We start from the raw sequence: 13873 nt of genomic DNA on the forward strand, positions 1-13873 counted from the left end.
GCTATCTTAACCTGTTTGCGGCCCGGTTGCTCAAAGGAGGGCGTTTTTGTCGATCCCCAGGCGCTTCATGCGCGACAGCAGGGTGGTGCGTTTCAGCCCCAGACGCTGGGCTGCGCCTCGCGGTCCGGCGATCACCCCGTTGGTCTCTTTCAGCACCCGCACGATGTGCTGATACTCCTCCTCGCCTTCGCGGATATCGCTTACCACGGTCTCCGGCGCGGCACTGCTGGCGCGATGAAAATCGATATCCGGCATCGAAAGCTGCAGGACATTGCCGCGGGTGAGCAACACGGCACGCTCAATCACGTTTTCCAGCTCGCGCACGTTGCCCGGCCACTCCATCCTGCTGAGCTGGCGCAGGGTCTCTGCCGGAATGCTGTCGATGTTGCGCCCCAGCCGGTGGGCAATCTTAAAGGTGAAAGATTTCACCAGCAGGGGAATATCTTCCGGGCGTTCGCGCAGCGGCGGCAGGAAGATGGGGAAGACGTTAAGACGATAGTAGAGATCGCTGCGGAATTCGCGGTCAGCCACCATCTGCGTCAGGTCGCGGTTGGTGGCGGCAATCAGCCGCACGTCGGTGTGGATGATGCGGTTGCTGCCGAGGCGTTCAAACTCCTGCTCCTGGAGCACGCGCAGCAGCTTGGGCTGGAGCTCAATGGGCATATCGCCCACTTCATCCAGAAACAGGGTGCTTTTGTCCGCCAGCTCAAAGCGGCCAATGCGCTGGGCGCTGGCGCCGGTAAAGGCCCCGCGTTCGTGACCAAACAGATCGCTCTCCAGCAGCCCGGCAGGCATCGCCGCGCAGTTCATCTTCACCATCCGCCGATCGCGGCGCCCGCTCAGGTTGTGAATGGCGCGGGCAATCAGCTCCTTGCCGGTGCCGGTCTCGCCGAGGATCAGCACGGTGCTGTTACTCTGGGCGACCATCTCCACCTGCTTCATTACCGTCATCATGGCGCTGCTGCGGCCAATGATTTCGCCAAAATCGGTGGCAACGTTGTTGATCTGCTCGGTCAGGGCCAAGTTTTCGTCGATCAACCGCTCCTTGAGATGGCTGATTTCCCGGTAGGAGAGGGCGTTATCCACGGCGATGGCGACACGTTCAGCAATCTGGTTCAGCAGCTTCAGATTGGACGGGGTAAACACCTGGGCTTTGCACTGCGCCAGCTTCAGGGTGCCCAGCACCCGATCGCGGAACATCAGCGGGAACAGGCACAGGGTCTGATCCTGCTCCCCCCACATATCAAACAGCATGCGTTCGTAGGGGGCGTGCTGATCCCGGTGATGCAGGTTAAGCATCAGCATCTGCTTGTTGCGCATCACTTTTTCAGACAGCGTGCCTTTTTCGTCCACCTCGCTCTGGTCGTGCAGGGGCGCCTCTTTATCGAGGTAGTGGGTGGAATAGACAAGGAGCTTCCCTTTGCGATCGCTGCGCAGCACCATGCTGATGGAGTCAATGCCGAAGTTGCGCTGGATCTCCTGCGCTACCTCCGACACCAGCTCATCAAGGTCGAGCTTCGACAGTACGGCGTTGGTGATCGCCACCAGCAGGCGAAAATCGTTACGCTCCCGCCAGAGCAGGTCATAGTTGTCGCTGTTGTGCAGCCGCGCCTGGATCTGCTCCACGGCCAGTCCGGCCGCCTGGGTCAGGGTTTGCAGGCGGGAAAAATCGCTGTCGCTCCAGGGCTTCTCCTGGGTGCGCAAAAACTCGCAGCCGCCGAAGATACGGCCATCGGCAGCGATGGGCGTCAGGCAATAGTGAGCAAACGAGGGATAACGATCGAGGGCGGCAAGCTGCGGCCAGGTCTCGTTAAAGGTCGCCGCCGTGCAGTGCAGCACGTCCGGGCGGGAAAGCATGCGGCGAAAAGGGCCGCTCGCCAGCAGGGGCTCATCTTCGTAGCGGATATCACAGCCCTGTTCATCGGTGCTGTAGAGATAAACCCGGCGCGATTCAGACTGCCAGAGCAGAATATGGACGCTATCGGCGAGGTTTATCTGCCGGACATGCTGGGTCAGCGCCTGCGCCAGGGCGCAAAGATCGGTCTGTTGCAGCAAAGTACGGGTAATGTCGAACAATCCGTGATCGACAGGATCGTTGGTGGGTGTATACGACATGCGTTTTATCCAGAGTATCCAGAAAAATGAGAGACGAATGCGCCGCCCGGATCAGCAAATTCGCGGCAGTGGTTCGCTGTGGGGCAAATTCAGCGACCGTTTTACGCCGTAGAGTCCGGTAAGTCGTACCCCTTTGTGCTCAACCACCTCACCAATAATAGCGGCGTTCACGCCCAAAGGGTGTTCCCGCAGCCGGGCCAGCACCCGTTCGGCCGCCTGGCGTTCCACCACGATAGCCAGCTTGCCTTCGTTGGCGAAGTTGAGCGGATCAAGCCCCAGCAGCTCGCACGCGCCGCGCACGGCGGGTTTCACCGGCAGGCGGCCTTCTTCTATTTCAATCCCGCAGCCGCTGCTGGCGGCAAACTCATGGGCCACGGCATTCACGCCGCCGCGGGTGGCGTCGCGCAGGGCTTTGATGCCGGGCTCGCCACGCAGGGCCTGGATCAGCGGCGTCAGTACCGCGCAATCGCTCTGCAGATCGCCCTCCAGACCTAACCCTTCGCGCAGGTTAAGGATGGTGGCGCCGTGATCGCCGAGCGTGCCGCTCACCAGCAGCACATCCCCGGCCTCAATCTGGCGCATACCCCAGTTTACCCCCTCGGGCACCGAACCGATACCGGCGGTATTGATAAACACTTTGTCCGCCGCGCCGCGCGGTACCACCTTGGTATCGCCGGTGACGATGGTCATGCCCGCCGCCGCGGCGGTGGCGGCCATGCTGGTGACGATGCGCTCAAGGGTGGCCATCTCCAGCCCCTCTTCAAGGATAAAGCCGCAGGAGAGCCAGCGCGGGATCGCCCCGCTTACCGCGACATCGTTGGCGGTGCCGCAGATGGCCAGCTTGCCGATATCACCCCCCGGAAAGAAGAGCGGGTCAATCACGTAGCTGTCGGTGGAAAAGGCCAGCCGGTCGCCGTGGGCGGTCAGCTCGTGCAGCGGGATCCGGGCCTGGTCTTCCTGTTCGTCCAGCAGCGGGTTGGCGAAGGCGCGCATAAAAAGCTCGCCGATCAGCTGCTGCATCGCTTGTCCGCCGCTGCCGTGGGCGAGGGTTATCTGTTTCAACTTTCACACTCCTGAGAACGGTACTGATACCAGGCGCTGCACGCCCCTTCTGACGAGACCATCAGCGCGCCAAAGGCGCTTTGTGGCGTACATTTGCCGCCAAACAGCGGACACTGCGCCGGTTTACAACGCCCGGTGAGCACCTCGCCGCAGCGCGCCTCGGGAGCGTCGCAAATCTGTTGCGCCCGGGGGCGAAAGTGACGCTCAGCGTCAAACTGACGATACGCTTCGGTGAGATGCACGCCGGAGTGCGAAATCACCCCCAGCCCGCGCCACTCGCTGTCGCCTTCAATGCCGAACACCTCGGCGATGGCTGCCTGGGCCACGGCGTTGCCCGCTTCCGGGACGATACGGCGATACTGATTTTCGACCTGGCTTATGCCGGCGATCTTCTGCTCCACCAGCATCAGCACCCCCTGCAGCAGATCCACCGGTTCAAAACCGGCCACCGCCAGCGGGCGCTGATGTTCGGCGGCGATAAAGTCGTAAGCATGGGTGCCAATCACCATGCTGACGTGCCCCGGCGCCAGGAAGGCGTCGATGCCATTTTCCGGCTGCGCCAGCAGGCTTTTCAGCACCGGGATCAGCGTGATGTGCTGGCAGAAAAAGAAGAAGTTCTGCACGTTAAGCGCTTTTGCCTGGCGCAGGGTCAGGGCGGTGGCGGGCATAGTGGTTTCAAACCCCAGCCCGAAGAAGACCACCTTGCGATCCGGGTTCTGCCGGGCCAGCTTGAGCGCGTCGGCGGGGGAGTAGATGATCCGCACATCCGCGCCGCGCATGCGGGCGTCCAGCAGCGAGCCATTTTGCCCCGGCACCCGCATCGCATCGCCGAAGGTGCAGAAGATCACCTCCGGATGACTGGCGATTTCGATACAGGTATCGATCCGCCCCATCGGCAGGACGCAGACCGGACAGCCGGGGCCGTGAATAAACTCGATATTGTCGGGCAGGAGCTGATCCAGCCCGAACTTAAAGATGGCGTGGGTGTGACCGCCGCACACCTCCATAATGCGTAGCGGACGGGCAGCGGTGTAGGCCAGCAGCCCGGCCCGGGCCTTCAGGGCCTCGATCAGCTGCATTACCTTTTGCGGGTCGCGGTATTCATCAACAAAGCGCATCAGCGGGGCTCCTCGCCAAACAGCAGCGGGCCAACGTCCGGCTCCACCTCAAACATGTTTTGCAGGGCGGCGAGGGTATCCAGCGCCTCCTCTTCGTTAATCACGCTCATGGCAAAGCCGACATGCACCAGCACCCACTGGCCGAGACGGCTCTGGCCCTTTTCGTCGCAATCGCCAACAAGGGTTAGATCCACATCGCGCAGTACGCCGCACACCTCCACGCTGGCCTGCATGCCGTCATGAATGGCGCTGATTTTTCCAGGAATGCCTATGCACATCGCTGCGCCTCCAGCCAGTCGAGCCAGGCGTCCATCCCGTCGCCGCGGGTGGCGGAGACCAGCAGAATCGCAATCTCCGGGTTCACTTCCCGGGCGGCGGCGAGGCATTTCTCCACGTCAAAATTCAGATAGGGCAGCAGGTCGACCTTGTTCAGCAGCATCAGCGAGGCGGCGGCGAACATGTGCGGGTACTTCAGTGGCTTATCCTCGCCTTCGGTAACGGAGAGCACCGCCACCTTATGGCGCTCGCCAAGGTCGAAGCTGGCCGGGCAGACCAGATTGCCGACATTCTCAATAAACATAATGCCGCCATCCTCCAGCGGCAGGCGCGCCATCGCATCCGCGATCATCTGCGCGTCGAGATGGCAGCCCTTGCCGGTGTTGACCTGGATGGCGGGGGTGCCGGTGGCGCGGATCCGCTCGGCGTCGTTCACCGTCTGCTGATCGCCCTCGATCACCGCGCAGGGTACGCGCTGCTGCAAACGTTTTAAGGTCTCGGTCAGCAGGGTGGTTTTACCGGAGCCGGGGCTGGAGACCAGGTTCAGCGCCAGCTGGTTGCGGGCGCTGAACTGCGCGCGGTTGCGCCGGGCCAGGTCGTTGTTTTTGCCCAGCACGTCCATCTCGATCTCCACCATTTTGCGCTGGCTGAGGCCGGGGGCATGGGTGCCCGCCTCGCCGTGGCCATAATCCAGCTGGCCCGCCAGAGGTTCTTTCGGGGTAAAAGCCTGAGCGTCCACGCGGGTGATGCGCAGCGCCGGACGGTGTGCCGGCGCAAAGGGGGCGCTGCGAAAAGCGGAGTGAGGATTATGCTCATCGCCTTCAATATAGAGGTTGCCCTGATCGCAACCGCAGGTGGTACACATGGTTTACTCCTGTTCAATTTCCAGACGCGTGATATGCAGCCCGTCGTCGGCGACGATATTCAGGTTCGCCCCGCCGCACTGCGGGCAGCGTCGTACGCGGTGGGTCAACAGCTCGACATACGCTTTGCAATCCTGACACCAGCATTCCGCCTGCTGCTCTTCGAGATGCAGGGCGCAGCCTTCGGCGACCGTCTCGCGGCACACCAGCTCAAAGCAAAATTGCAGGGCGCTGCTCTCCACGCAGGAGAAGGCGCCGACGCGCAGCCAGACGCCCGTCACGCGTTTCGCCTGATGCTGGTGAGCCTGTTTTTCGATCAATTCCAGCGCCTGCTGGCAGAGGGTGATTTCGTGCATTGTGCTGTTCCCGGTAAAGTCTGGCCGGGTTAAGCAATATTGATGCCATCTTTTAGCAGTAGGGTGGCGAGAGCGGACAGGCCGCACGGTCAAAGATGACGAAATGACATGTCATTTTTTGTGATCCCAACGGCTTTAAAAATTATTTTCTTTAAAATTCAATAAATTAAAAAATGGCACGAAACGTGCTTAAGGGAGCGAACTCTTTACACATTACGCATCAGGTACGTCACATGACACTTTCCGAATTAAGTGAGAAGGCCACCATCATTGCCGGACAGCAGCGGGTGCTGCGATCCCACTGGAACCACTACGGCAATTCGTTGATTCAGGCTATCACCCTCTCTAAAGCCAGCCTGCACCTTACCGTGGGCTGCCACACCGACAGCGGGCTCGGCTTCTGGCTGTTCGACCACTTCCTTATCCGCGTCACGCCGGAGCAGGCGTTCAACGGGCATATCTTCAATTACACCGTTGAAGAGCGCGATAACCCCGAAAGCGTGCTGATTGGCCGCGCCCGCCTCGGTGACGACGGCATGCTGGACGGCGAGATCAACATCGACCAGCGTGAGGCGGTGCTGAACCATTTCCTGAACAAAATCAGCGGAGTTTACGCTGCGATCTGGCAGGCAACGCAGCGCGGCGAATCCCTGACCCTCGCCGTCCTCGCGCAGCACCACGCTGCGGTCTGAGCCGGGTGTCGACAGGTGTCGAAAATGACACTTCCGCCCGTTTTTCGTCAAAAATGACTATCACCAGAGGAAACCAGGTGAATCGTTTTGTAATTGCTGATCCCTCGCTCTGTATCGGCTGCCACACCTGTGAGGCGGCCTGTTCAGAAAACCATCGCCAGCATGGCCTGCAAAGCCAGCCGCGGCTGAAAGTGATGCGTAACAGTAAAGACTCTGCGCCGCAGCTCTGTCATCACTGCGAAGACGCCCCCTGCGCCCAGGTCTGCCCGGTCAACGCCATTACCCGCGTTGACGGCGCTATCCAGCTCAATGAAAGCCTGTGCGTCAGCTGCAAGCTGTGCGGCATCGCCTGTCCGTTTGGCGCTATTGAGTTTGCCGGCAGTCGCCCGCTGGCGATCCCCGCCAACAGCAACACCCCGAAAGCGCCGATGGCGCCCCCGGCTCCGGCCCGCGTCAGCCCGTTCCTCGACTGGGTGCCGGGCGTGCGTGCCATCGCGGTGAAATGCGACCTGTGCCACTTCGATCCGGACGGCCCGGCGTGTGTGCGCACCTGTCCGACCAAATCCCTGCGTCTGGTGAATAACCAGGACATCGCCCGCGCCAGCAAGCGTAAACGCGAGCTCACTATCAATACGGATCTGGGCGATCTGTCGTTGTTCCAGTCGCAACAAGGAGAGCGCTGATGACTGTTTTTTCGTTAATTAACCAGGCGCTGGGCTGGTACCTCGTCAGCGCCGTGCTGGCGTTGGTGTTCAGCGCCAACCGCACCCTCAGCGGCGCCATTACCGGCTTTGGCGGGGCGATTGCCAGCGCCCTGGCGGTGACGGCAGGGGGAGTTGCGCTGCTGGCCGCGCCGCACCTCCCACAGACGGGGGAGATCGCCTGGCTTCACGTCAACATCCAGATGAACGGCATCCGGGCGGTGTGGCTTATCGCCATCGGCCTGCCGGCGCTCCTCATCAGCCTGTTTACCGTCGCCTGGCATCGCCACCCGCAGGCCAAAAGTAACGGCCTGCTGACCAACCTGCTGATGGCCGCCGCCGTGGCCGCCATCATGGTCGATAACCTCGGCTGGCTGGTGGTGATGGCGGAGATCATGGCCCTGTGCGGCGCGTTTCTTACCGGCTGCGCCCAGTCCGGCAAGCTCTGGTTTGTGCTGGGGCGTCTGGGGACGCTGCTGCTGGCCTTCGCCTGCTGGCAGGCGTGGCGCTACTACGGCACCCTGGACTTCGCGGCGATGGGGGCGATGGCCTCAGACCAGGCGCCGGGAGCCAGCATCTGGCTGCCGGGTCTGGCGGGCTTTGGCCTGCTGGCGGGGGTGATCCCGCTGCACGGCTGGGCACCCCAGGCGCATGCGAACGCCAGCGCGCCTGCCGCGGCGCTCTTCTCCACGGTGGTGATGAAGGTGGGCCTCTACGGCATGCTGACCATCGCGCTTTGCGGGGCGCTGCCGCCGCTGTGGCTCGGGGTGCTGCTGCTGGTGATGGGCATGATCACCGCCTTTGTCGGCGGACTCTATGCCCTGATGGAGCACAACATCCAGCGCCTGCTGGCGTACCACACTCTGGAGAACATCGGCATTATCCTGCTCGGCCTGGGGGCAGGGGTGACCGGCATCGCGCTGCAAAGCCCGCTGCTGGTGGCGCTGGGCTTTACCGGCGGGCTCTATCACCTGGTGAACCACGGCCTGTTTAAAACCACGCTCTTCCTCGGCGCGGGGGCGGTGTGGTATCGCACCGGCCATCGCGACATCGAGAAGCTCGGCGGTATCGGCAAAAAAATGCCGCTCATCTCCCTTGCGATGCTGGTGGGGCTGATGGCGATGGCGGCGCTGCCGCCGCTGAACGGGTTTGCCGGGGAGTGGGTGATCTACCAGTCCTTCTTTAACCTCGGCACCCACGATGCCTTTGTTGCCCGCCTGCTGGGGCCACTGCTGGCGACCGGCCTGGCGATCACCGGCGCGCTGGCGGTGATGTGTATGGCGAAAGTCTACGGCGTCACCTTCCTCGGCGCACCGCGTACCCCGGAGGCGGAAAACGCCTGCTGCGCCCCGTGGCTGATGACCGCCAGCACCGTGCTGGCGGCGCTCTGCTGCGTGGCGGGCGGCGTGGCTGCGCCGTGGCTTCTGCCGATGATCGGCCATCTGTTCCCGGTGAACGGCGGGGCGGTGAACACCGTCTCCCAGCCGATGATCACCCTCCTGCTGCTGGCGGGGCTGCTGCTGCCGTTTATCGTGCTGGTGCTGTTCAAAGGCAACCGCCTGGCGAACCGCGCCCGCGGCTTTGCCTGGGTCTGCGGCTATGACCACGAGCAGTCGATGGTCATTACCGCCCACGGCTTTGCCATGCCGGTGAAAGAGTCCTTCGCGCCGGTGCTGAAGCTGCGCAAATGGCTTAACCCGGTTCGCTTTATCCCCGGCTGGCAGTGCGACTGCACCGCCGTGTTGTTCCACCGTATCGCCCTGATTGAGCTGGCGGTGCTGGTGGTTGTCGTTATTTCCCGAGGAGCCTGAACATGACTTTGATCTACGCACTGATTCAGGCGCTGGTGCTCTTTGCCGCAGCGCCGCTGCTGGCGGGCATCACCCGCGTGGCCCGCGCCCGTCTGCATACCCGTCGCGGGCCGGATATTTTCCAGGAGTATCGCGATCTCATCAAGCTGCTGGGCCGCCAGAGCGTGGCCCCGGCCGCCTCTGGCTGGGTCTTCCGCCTGATGCCGTTGGTGATGGTGGGGGTGATGTTCGCCATCGCCAGCGCACTGCCGGTGATTACGCTCGCCTCGCCGCTGCCCGCGCTGGGGGATCTCATCACCCTGATCTACCTCTTCGCCATCGCGCGTTTCTTCTTCGCCATCGCCGGGCTCGATACCGGCAGCCCGTTCACCGGGATTGGCGCCAGCCGCGAAGCGATGCTCGGCGTGCTGGTGGAGCCGATCCTGCTGCTCGGCCTGTGGGTCGCCGCCCAAGTGGCAGGCACCACCCACATCAGCGCGGTAACCGCCACCATCTACCACTGGCCGGCGGCGCACACCGTGACGCTATTCCTTGCTCTGTGCGCCTGTGCCTTCGCCACCTTCATCGAGATGGGCAAGCTGCCGTTTGACCTTGCCGAAGCGGAGCAGGAGCTGCAGGAAGGCCCGCTGTCGGAGTACAGCGGCGCGGGCTTTGCGCTGCTCAAGTGGGGCATCAGCCTAAAACAGCTGGTGGTGCTGCAGATGTTCGTCGGGGTGTTTATCCCCTGGGGGCAGATGAGCCACTTCTCCGCAGGCGGCCTGCTGCTGGCGGTGGTGGTGGCAGTGGTCAAGCTGGTCGTGGGCGTACTGGTGATCGCCCTGTTTGAGAACAGCATGGCGCGCCTGCGCTTTAACGCCACCTCACGGATTACCTGGACCGGTTTCGGTCTGGCATTTTTAGCTTTCGTCTCCTTGCTGGCGGCGTGACTGTAGAGAATACCCATGTCTGAAGAAAAAATTGGTCAACACTATCTCGCCGCACTGCATCAGGCCTTCCCGGGCGTAGTGCTGGATGAAGCCTGGCAGACGAAAGACCAGATCACCGTGACGGTGAAAATTAACTACCTGCCGGAAGTGGTCGAGTTCCTCTATTACAAACAGGGCGGCTGGCTGTCGGTGCTCTTTGGCAACGATGAACGCCAGCTCTGCGGCAGCTACGCCGTCTATTACGTGCTGTCGATGGAGCAGGGCACCCGCTGCTGGCTCACCGTGCGCGTGGAGGTGGATGCCGATAAGCCGGAGTTCCCCTCCGTCACCCCGCGCGTACCTGCCGCCGTCTGGGGCGAGCGCGAAGTGCGCGACATGTATGGCCTGATTCCGGTCGGGCTGCCGGACGAGCGTCGGCTGGTGCTGCCGGATGACTGGCCGGACGAACTCTATCCGCTGCGTAAAGACAGCATGGATTACCGGCAGCGTCCGGCGCCGACCACCGACAAAGAGACCTACGAGTTCATTAACGAACTCGGCGACAAGAAAAATAACGTGGTGCCGATTGGCCCGCTGCACGTCACCTCCGATGAGCCGGGCCACTTCCGCCTGTTCGTCGACGGCGAGAACATCATCGATGCCGACTACCGCCTGTTCTACGTCCATCGCGGCATGGAGAAGCTGGCCGAAACGCGGATGGGCTACAACGAAGTGACCTTCCTGTCGGATCGCGTCTGCGGTATCTGCGGTTTTGCCCACAGCACCGCCTACACCACCTCGGTGGAGAACGCGATGGGGATCGTGGTGCCGGAACGCGCCCAGATGATCCGCGCCATCCTGCTGGAGGTGGAGCGTCTGCACTCGCACCTGCTCAACCTCGGCCTGGCCTGCCACTTCGTCGGCTTTGACTCCGGCTTTATGCAGTTCTTCCGCGTGCGCGAGACCTCCATGAAGATGGCGGAGATCCTCACCGGGGCGCGTAAAACCTACGGCCTGAACCTGATCGGCGGCATCCGTCGCGATCTGCTGAAAGAGGACATGATCGCCACCCGCCAGCTGGCCCAGCAGATGCGCCGTGAGGTGCAGGATCTGGTGGATATTCTGCTGAGCACGCCGAACATCGAACAGCGCACCGTGGGCATTGGCCGCCTCGACCCGCAGATCGCCCGCGACTTCAGCAACGTCGGCCCAATGGTGCGCGCCAGCGGCCACGCCCGCGACACCCGCGCCGATCACCCGTTTGTCGGTTACGGCCTGCTGCCGATGGAAGTGCACAGCGAGCAGGGCTGCGACGTCATTTCCCGCCTGAAAGTGCGCATTAACGAGGTCTTTACCGCCCTGAATATGATCGATTACGGCCTGGACAACCTGCCGGGCGGCGCGCTGATGGTGGAGGGCTTCACCTACATCCCGAACCGCTTTGCGCTGGGCTTTAGCGAAGCGCCGCGCGGGGACGATATCCACTGGAGCATGACCGGCGACAACCAGAAGCTCTGGCGCTGGCGCTGCCGGGCGGCCACCTACGCCAACTGGCCGACCCTGCGCTACATGCTGCGCGGCAACACCGTCTCCGACGCGCCGCTGATTATCGGCAGCCTCGACCCGTGCTACTCCTGCACCGACCGCATGACGGTGGTGGATGTGCGCAAGAAGAAGAGCCAGGTGGTGCCGTACAAAGAGCTGGAGCGCTACAGCATTGAACGCAAAAATTCACCGCTGAAATAAGGACTTGCCATGTTTACCTTTATCAAAAAAGTGATCAAAACCGGCACGGTGACGGAGTCTTATCCCCTCCAGCCGATTGCGGTGGATAAAAATATGCGCGGCAAGCCGGAGCACGATCCTCAGCAGTGTATCGGCTGCGCGGCCTGCGTGAACGCCTGTCCGTCCAATGCCCTGACGGTGGAGACGGATCTGCAGTTCGGCCAGCTGGCCTGGCAGTTCAACCTGGGGCGCTGCATCTTCTGCGGACGTTGCGAAGAGGTCTGCCCGACCACCGCCATTAAGCTCTCCCAGGAGTATGAGCTGGCGGTGTGGAGCAAAGCGGATTTCCTGCAACAGTCGCGCTTTGACATCTGTCACTGCCGGGTCTGCAAGCGCCCGTATGCGGTGCAGAAAGAGATTGATTATGCGATCGCCCTGCTGCGCCACAACGGCGACCAGCGCGCCGAATCGCATCGCGAGAGTTTTGAAACCTGCCCGGACTGCAAGCGCCTGCAGGGGCTGACCCCGGCGGACAAAATCCAGCTGACCCGGGAAATGGAGGAAGCGACACGATGAGCGAACTGTTAGGGCCACGTAACGAGCAGGGGATCCCGGTCCCGGTCACGGTGGACGAGTCCATCGCCAGCATGAAGGCCTCGCTGCTGAAAAAAATCAAACGCTCCGCCTACGTCTACCGCGTGGACTGCGGCGGCTGCAACGGCTGCGAGATTGAGATCTTCGCCACCCTGTCGCCCATCTTCGACACCGAGCGCTTTGGCATCAAGGTGGTGCCATCTCCGCGTCACGCCGACATTCTGCTGTTCACCGGGGCGGTGACCCGCGCCATGCGTTCCCCGGCGCTGCGGGCGTGGGAGTCGGCCCCCGATCCGAAGATCTGCATCTCCTACGGCGCCTGCGGCAACTCCGGCGGCATCTTCCACGACCTGTACTGCGTCTGGGGCGGCACCGACAAAATCGTGCCGGTGGATGTCTACATTCCCGGCTGCCCGCCGTCGCCTGCCGCTACCCTGTACGGTTTTGCCATGGCGCTGGGGCTGCTGGAGCAAAAAATCCACGCCCGCGAGCCGGGCAGCCAGGACAACCAGCCCGCCGAACTGCTGCACCCGGAGATGGTCCAGCCCCTGCGGGTGCGCATCGACCGCGCCGCCCGCCGCCTGGCGGGCTACCGCTATGGCCGCCAGATCGCCGACGACTTTATGCGCCATCTGATCGAGGGCGATGAGAGCGTGGCCCGCTGGATGGCTCAGGAGAACGATCCGCGCCTGAACGAGATCGTGGGTAACCTCCTCGAGGTGGTCGGGCAGGAGCGTGTGTGATGAGTGAGACGGTGGTATTCAGCCAGCTCAGCCGCAAGTTCATTGACCAGAATGACAACACGCCTGCCGATGCCCAGCAGGTGATCTACTACGGGTTGGCTATTGGCCACCACCTGGGGGTGATCGACTGCCTGGAGGCGGCGCTCACCTGCCCGTGGGAGGCCTATCTGGAGTGGATCGCCACCCTCGAAGCGGGGAGCGAGGCGCGGCGCAAGATGGAGGGCGTGCCGCGCTACGGGGAGATTGTCATCGACAGTAACCATATTGCGATGCTGGCCAGCGCCTTCGACGCCGCGATAGCGCGCCAGACGGCGCAGCAGCAGGAATGGAGCGAAGCATTGCTTGGCATGTTCCACGCCATTCACCAGGAAAACGCCATCTACCTGATGGTGAGGAGGCAACGTGACTGATGTTTTACTCTGCGTCGGCAACAGCATGATGGGCGACGACGGCGCCGGTCCGCTGCTGGCCGAGATGTGCCGGGAAGCCCCGCGCGGCGACTGGGTGGTGTTTGATGGCGGCAGCGCCCCGGAAAACGACGTGGTCGCGATCCGCGAGCTGCGCCCGGCGCGCCTGCTGATTGTGGATGCGACGGATATGGGACTCAACCCGGGTGAGATCCGCCGTATCGACCCGGACGACATCGCCGAGATGTTTATGATGACGACGCACAATATGCCGCTCAACTATCTGGTGGATCAGCTGAAGGGGGATGTGGGGGAGGTGGTGTTTTTGGGGATTCAACCGGATATTGTGGGGTTTTATTATCCGATGACGGAGAAGGTGAAGGCGGCGGTGGAGACGGTTTACGAAAGTTTGGTGGACAGGGATGGGGTGCTGGGGTTTGGGGAGTTGTAGCGCGTAATCACGAAGGTACCTCTCTTGAAATGCCCGGTGGCGGCTGGCGCCTTA

Annotated in this window: 15 protein-coding genes; 9 read left to right on the plus strand and 6 right to left on the minus strand. The window is 62.4% G+C overall.

From position 1 onward, the window contains the following. Window positions 1-30: 30 nt before the first annotated feature. The 6 genes from flhA to hypA are packed head-to-tail and all read right to left on the minus strand — an operon-like array spanning window position 31 to window position 5790. The gene (gene flhA, locus GNG26_RS05380; protein ID WP_103824136.1) at window positions 31-2115 is read right to left on the minus strand and encodes a formate hydrogenlyase transcriptional activator FlhA; all 2085 of its coding nucleotides are present in this window, start codon (window positions 2113-2115) and stop codon (window positions 31-33) included. Between the two features lie 51 nt (window positions 2116-2166). Then, window positions 2167-3177: a hydrogenase expression/formation protein HypE gene (gene hypE / locus GNG26_RS05385; RefSeq protein ID WP_156237995.1), complete on the minus strand. Its 1011-nt coding sequence runs from the start codon at window positions 3175-3177 to the stop codon at window positions 2167-2169. Continuing rightward, entirely contained in the window at window positions 3174-4295 is a 1122-nt protein-coding gene (gene hypD, locus GNG26_RS05390) for a hydrogenase formation protein HypD (protein ID WP_156237996.1), read from the minus strand. Before hypD ends, hypE begins: the two co-directional genes overlap by 4 nt. Continuing rightward, window positions 4295-4573, minus strand: a complete 279-nt coding sequence (locus tag GNG26_RS05395; RefSeq protein WP_103178593.1) for a HypC/HybG/HupF family hydrogenase formation chaperone — start codon at window positions 4571-4573, stop codon at window positions 4295-4297. Before GNG26_RS05395 ends, hypD begins: the two co-directional genes overlap by 1 nt. After that, window positions 4564-5436, minus strand: a complete 873-nt coding sequence (hypB, locus tag GNG26_RS05400; RefSeq protein WP_156237997.1) for a hydrogenase nickel incorporation protein HypB — start codon at window positions 5434-5436, stop codon at window positions 4564-4566. Before hypB ends, GNG26_RS05395 begins: the two co-directional genes overlap by 10 nt. A 3-nt stretch (window positions 5437-5439) precedes the next feature. Next, window positions 5440-5790: a hydrogenase maturation nickel metallochaperone HypA gene (gene hypA / locus GNG26_RS05405; RefSeq protein WP_114315689.1), complete on the minus strand. Its 351-nt coding sequence runs from the start codon at window positions 5788-5790 to the stop codon at window positions 5440-5442. Between the two features lie 233 nt (window positions 5791-6023). Here hypA and GNG26_RS05410 point away from each other — a divergent pair, with 233 nt between their 5' ends. The 9 genes from GNG26_RS05410 (at window position 6024) to hycI (ending at window position 13819) form a co-directional block, all read left to right on the plus strand. Further along, window positions 6024-6482: a transcriptional regulator gene (locus GNG26_RS05410; RefSeq protein ID WP_168194495.1), complete on the plus strand. Its 459-nt coding sequence runs from the start codon at window positions 6024-6026 to the stop codon at window positions 6480-6482. A 77-nt stretch (window positions 6483-6559) separates the two neighbouring features. Next, the gene (locus GNG26_RS05415) at window positions 6560-7165 is read left to right on the plus strand and encodes a 4Fe-4S dicluster domain-containing protein (RefSeq protein ID WP_103824141.1); all 606 of its coding nucleotides are present in this window, start codon (window positions 6560-6562) and stop codon (window positions 7163-7165) included. Then, window positions 7165-8994 (plus strand): formate hydrogenlyase subunit 3, encoded by a 1830-nt coding sequence (gene hycC, locus GNG26_RS05420; protein ID WP_156237998.1) that lies wholly within the window; start codon window positions 7165-7167, stop codon window positions 8992-8994. Before GNG26_RS05415 ends, hycC begins: the two co-directional genes overlap by 1 nt. A 2-nt stretch (window positions 8995-8996) precedes the next feature. Continuing rightward, window positions 8997-9920 carry a respiratory chain complex I subunit 1 family protein gene (locus GNG26_RS05425; RefSeq protein ID WP_114315685.1) on the plus strand — a complete coding sequence of 308 codons (924 nt, stop codon included), beginning with the start codon at window positions 8997-8999 and terminating at the stop codon, window positions 9918-9920. 15 nt (window positions 9921-9935) lie between these two features. Beyond that, window positions 9936-11645, plus strand: a complete 1710-nt coding sequence (gene hycE / locus GNG26_RS05430; RefSeq protein WP_156237999.1) for a formate hydrogenlyase subunit HycE — start codon at window positions 9936-9938, stop codon at window positions 11643-11645. Between the two features lie 9 nt (window positions 11646-11654). Continuing rightward, complete coding sequence (locus GNG26_RS05435; RefSeq protein WP_103178601.1) at window positions 11655-12200, plus strand: formate hydrogenlyase complex iron-sulfur subunit; 546 nt, start codon at window positions 11655-11657, stop codon at window positions 12198-12200. Continuing rightward, window positions 12197-12961, plus strand: a complete 765-nt coding sequence (nuoB, locus tag GNG26_RS05440) for an NADH-quinone oxidoreductase subunit B family protein (RefSeq protein ID WP_156238000.1) — start codon at window positions 12197-12199, stop codon at window positions 12959-12961. The genes GNG26_RS05435 and nuoB overlap by 4 nt, the downstream gene beginning before the upstream one ends. Beyond that, window positions 12961-13371, plus strand: coding sequence for a formate hydrogenlyase maturation HycH family protein (locus tag GNG26_RS05445; RefSeq protein ID WP_156238001.1), 411 nt, complete (start codon window positions 12961-12963; stop codon window positions 13369-13371). The genes nuoB and GNG26_RS05445 overlap by 1 nt, the downstream gene beginning before the upstream one ends. Further along, window positions 13364-13819 carry a hydrogenase maturation peptidase HycI gene (hycI, locus tag GNG26_RS05450; protein ID WP_156238002.1) on the plus strand — a complete coding sequence of 152 codons (456 nt, stop codon included), beginning with the start codon at window positions 13364-13366 and terminating at the stop codon, window positions 13817-13819. The genes GNG26_RS05445 and hycI overlap by 8 nt, the downstream gene beginning before the upstream one ends. The last annotated feature ends 54 nt before the right edge of the window (window positions 13820-13873 follow it).

The sequence above is a fragment of the Leclercia sp. J807 genome, from assembly GCF_009734465.1.
In the GTDB taxonomy this organism is placed as follows: Bacteria; Pseudomonadota; Gammaproteobacteria; order Enterobacterales; family Enterobacteriaceae; genus Enterobacter.